General features: G+C 38.5%; 1 protein-coding gene. It reads left to right on the top strand.

The window, feature by feature from the left end; all coding sequences use genetic code 11:
• Positions 1-75: 75 nt before the first annotated feature.
• Positions 76-1,602 (top strand): transposase, encoded by a 1,527-nt coding sequence (locus ATZ99_RS00065; RefSeq protein ID WP_068747221.1) that lies wholly within the window; start codon positions 76-78, stop codon positions 1,600-1,602.
• The last annotated feature ends 221 nt before the right edge of the window (positions 1,603-1,823 follow it).

Here is a 1,823-nt window from a genome sequence, read left to right as displayed (position 1 = left end):
TTTTTGAATCGCCCCCATAATTGAAGTGGATGGTATTTTTTACCATTACTTCTAATAAATGAGGGTGATTCTTTTATGCTTATTAAATGTTCTTCTCATGTTGAGTTTAAACAGTTTTTACAAAAGCAGGTTCCACTGCTGTGGACTGTTGATTCAAAAAGGCTTTTGTCTTTCTCCAGGTCTTTGACTAAGGTCTGGTTTTTGAATCTGGATCCTGCTATTTATTTGTTGTCTCAGCGTTTTTCTTCTATTGGTAGACCTGTTAAATATGATCCTGTGTGTATTTTAAGGTCTTTGGTATTGATGTTGGATCTTGGATACCATAGTGTTACTGAATGGGTTTGTGCTATTCGCTCGGATGATATTTTGGCTGTTTTGTCCGGCTTTGAGCCTCATAATACGCCCGGTGTGGGGACGTTTTATGATTTTTTTGATAGGCTCTGGCTTGAGGATAGAAGGACCAGGATTGAAAGAAGGTTTATGTTAAGGTCTCCTGTTAAAAAGCCGAAAAAGAAACTCAAAGCCGGTGAAAAGCAGCCTGTTAAACATCCCGGGGTTGTAGGTAAGTTGTGTAAAAGGTTTATGGATGGTAGAATACCTTTCCCCCTGCGGGCTGAAAGGTTAATTCAGGAAATCTTTGCCCGCTGTTTTGTGGATGTTTCTGTCCATATGGGCCTGATCCCGGATCCTTTAAACCTTGTGCTGTCAGGTGATGGTTCTTCTTTAAGGACGGGATCCAGCCCATATGGTGTTAAAGTTTGTGATTGTAGGAAAAAGGGTATTTTTAATTGTGATTGTAAGCGTCGTTTTTCGGATCCTGAGGCTTCCTGGGGCTGGGATAGTTACCGTAATGAATATTACTATGGTTATTCTCCTTATGTTTTAACGGCAGTATCAAGTGTTGGTGAGCTTCCGATGTATATTAGGCTCGTTCAGGCTTGCCGCCATGATTCTGTAACTGGTGTTATTTCTTTGGCTGAGTTTAAGGAGCTTTATCGATATTTGAAGGTAAATAAGTTTATTGCCGATTCTGCTCATGATGCTTATCCTTTTTATGAGCTTTGTGAGTTTTGGGGTATTGAGCCTTTTATCGATTTAAATTCTAAGGGTAAGGGCAATTTTAAGAATTTGCCTTCGGTCAGTGTGAATGAGTATGGTGTCCCTATTTGCCCCAAAGGATATTCTATGTGTTTTTGTGGCTTTAATAAAAGCCGCAGTCGCTTGAAGTGGCGCTGCCCTTTGAAAGCCGGCAGCAAACGTTTGAGAAAAAATATTTCTTGTGATTGCCCTTGTTCTGATTCCCCTTATGGGCGGACGGTTTATACTAAACCTCAGGATGATTTAAGAATTTTTACTAAAACCCCCAGAAATTCCAAGGCTTGGCGCAAGATTTATGCTATGCGGTCTTCTTCGGAACGCTCGTTTAAACGGATTAAGAATGATTATGAGATTGAGCGCTCTCGGGTTAGAAGCCGCAAGAATTGGTATTTGTTTATTCATTTTGCTGCTATGAATTGTCATCTTGATGCCTGGGTTGCTAAGGCTGAAAAAGAACACTTTGATATTTTGAATGAGATCTTGCGGAAAGATTTAGCAGCTTAGAATTCAGAATCCCATAAGTTAAATATGTTCCATAATTTGCCTTTTAAAATTGATTTTTTAAAGGGTTATTTTGTTATTGTCTTTTTTGGGGTTTTATTTTAGTAAGTATTGCTGTTTACTTGTTATTTTTTTCTTTTCTTCCTTCTTTGGGTAAAAGGTTGGGTTTTATTGGTTTTTTTGTTGGGTTTGTTAGTTTTTTACAGGGAATTTTTAACTGTTTC

The sequence above is a fragment of the Thermovenabulum gondwanense genome (assembly GCF_001601575.1).
In the GTDB taxonomy this organism is placed as follows: Bacteria; Bacillota; Thermosediminibacteria; order Thermosediminibacterales; family Thermosediminibacteraceae; genus Thermovenabulum; species Thermovenabulum gondwanense.
The sequence above is the reverse complement of the archived record's forward strand: the minus strand, read 5'-3'. Positions and strand labels throughout refer to the sequence as shown.